Genomic DNA, 2577 nt, shown 5'->3' on the forward strand with positions numbered 1-2577 from the left:
GAAGCAGATCCGCGCCTATATGGACGAGCATTTTCCCGGCCGCGTGCTTCTCGCCGAAGCCAATCAATGGCCGGAGGACACGCAGGAATATTTCGGCGACGGCGACGAATGCAACATGGCCTTCCACTTCCCGCTGATGCCACGCATGTACATGGCCATCGCCCAGGAAGACCGCTTCCCCGTCACCGACATCCTGCGGCAGACGCCGGCCATCCCGGAAAATGCGCAATGGGCGATCTTCCTGCGCAACCATGACGAGCTGACGCTCGAAATGGTGACCGACAAGGAGCGCGACTATCTCTGGGAAACCTATGCAGTCGACAAGCGCGCGCGGCTCAATCTCGGCATCCGCCGCCGCCTCGCGCCGCTGCTGCAGCGCGACCGCCGCCGCATCGAGCTGATGACGAGCCTGCTCCTTTCGCTGCCCGGCACGCCAGTCATCTATTACGGCGACGAGATCGGCATGGGCGACAATATCCATCTCGGCGACCGGCACGGCGTGCGCACGCCGATGCAATGGAGCGCCGACCGGAACGGCGGCTTCTCCCGCGCCGATCCCGAACGACTCGTGCTGCCGCCGATCATGGACTCGCTCTACGGTTACGACGCCGTCAATGTCGAGGCGCAGGCGCGCGACCCGCATTCGCTGCTCAACTGGATGCGCCGCATGCTGGCGACGCGACGCCAGCACAAGGCCTTCGGACGCGGCGCAATCAAGTTTCTCTATCCCGGCAATCGCAAGATTCTCGCCTATCTGCGTGAGCACGAAGGCACGACCATTCTCTGCGTCGCCAATCTCTGCCGCGCGCCGCAGGCCGTCGAGCTCGATCTCGCGGCCTATGCGGGCTATGTGCCGATCGAGATGATGGGCTCCTCGCCTTTTCCGCGGATCGGACAACTTACTTATCTGCTGACGCTGCCGCCCTACGGCTTCTACTGGTTCGAACTTCGCCAGAATGCCGAAGGCCCGGCATGGCAAACATTGGCGCCGGAACAGATGACCGATTATGTGACGCTCGTTCTTCGCAAGGGCATCGAGGACGTTCTGACAGGGGAGCGCCGCGCGCTGCTGCAGGACGAAATCCTGAAAGCCTATCTGCCGCTGCGCCGCTGGTTCGCATCGAAGGGCGACCGGATCCGAGAAATCCGCATCGCCGGATCCGCCGCGCTCCGGCATGGCGATCGCGACATCCTGCTGACCGGCATCGACGTCGATCTCGACGGCCGCACCGAACGCTACGCCGTACCGTTCGGCATTTTCTGGGAAGACGAGAACCTCGCATCCCCGCTGCCGCAGCAGCTGGCGCTGGCGCGCGTCCGCCTCGGCCGGCGCATCGGCTATCTCACCGACGCCTTCTCGCTGGAAGAATTCGCGCGCGGCTTCATCGACCATCTGAAGAGCGGCACAACGGTGCCGACGCAAACCGGCGAGATCAAATTCCGCTCCTCGCCGGCCTTCGCCGAAACACCGTTCATGGACGACATGTCGTTGCGCTGGCTCACCGCCGAACAGTCGAACAGCTCGCTCGTCATCGGCGCGACCGCGGTGCTGAAGCTGATCCGCAAGATCAATCCCGGCATTCATCCCGAGGTCGAGATGAGCCGGCACCTGACGACGCTCGGCTATCGCAACACACCGCAATTCCTCGGCGACGTGACGCGCTTCAGCACCGACGGCGAGCAGGCGACCATCGCCATCCTGCAGGGCTTCATACAGAACCAGGGCGACGGCTGGAGCTGGACGGTCGATTATCTGAACCGCGCGGTGGCCGAACACGCGCTCCCCGATACCAAGCCCGAGGAAGAATTCGATCCGCTCGAGGAATACGACACCTTCGCGCGCATCATCGGCCGGCGCGTCGGCGAGCTGCATGCGCTTCTCGCCGCCCCCTCCGGCGAGGCCGACTTCGCGCCCGAGCCTGCGGATGCCGAAACGCTCGACCAATGGGCGGAGGGCGCATGCAAGATGCTCACCGATGCGCTCGACGCCCTGTCGAAGCGAACGGAATGGCCGGACGAGGAGACGGGCCGCCTCGCCGCCGATCTGGTGAGCAAGCGCGAGGTTCTGCTCGCCGCGACATCCGATCTTGCCTTCGCTGGCAGCGACTCCTTGCGCATCCGCATTCATGGCGATCTCCATCTGGGGCAGATCCTCGTTTCGCAGGGCGATGCGATCATCATCGATTTCGAGGGCGAGACGGCCCGGCCGCTCGCCGAGCGCCGCGCCAAGACGAGCCCGATGCGCGACGTCGCCGGCGTGCTGCGCTCTTTCGACTATGCGGCAGCCGCCGTCGAGACCGTCGACAGCGAGCCTCTGCCGCCGCCTTCCGCCGAAGCGCGCCGCAAGCTCATCGCCGATTTCCGGCGCCGCGCCGCACAGTCGCTGCTCGCCGGCTACGACGAAGCGATGGACAGCGCGGAGCATCCCTGGATCTCGCAGAAGGGCCGGGCGGCCCTGATCGATCTCTTCCTGCTCGAAAAGGCGGCCTACGAAGTTCTCTACGAGGTTGCGAACCGGCCGAGCTGGCTCGGCATTCCGGTGCGCGGCCTCGCGGCGCTTGCCGTGCGCGTCCTCGA

General features: G+C 65.2%; 1 protein-coding gene. It reads left to right on the forward strand.

Annotation, left to right across the window (positions count from 1 at the left end):
* A partial coding sequence (locus VMR03_RS14270) for a putative maltokinase (RefSeq protein WP_325406350.1) occupies positions 1–2577 on the forward strand: 2577 nt, incomplete at both ends.

The sequence above is a fragment of the Parvibaculum sp. genome (genome assembly GCF_035511255.1).
GTDB lineage: Bacteria > Pseudomonadota > Alphaproteobacteria > Parvibaculales > Parvibaculaceae > Parvibaculum.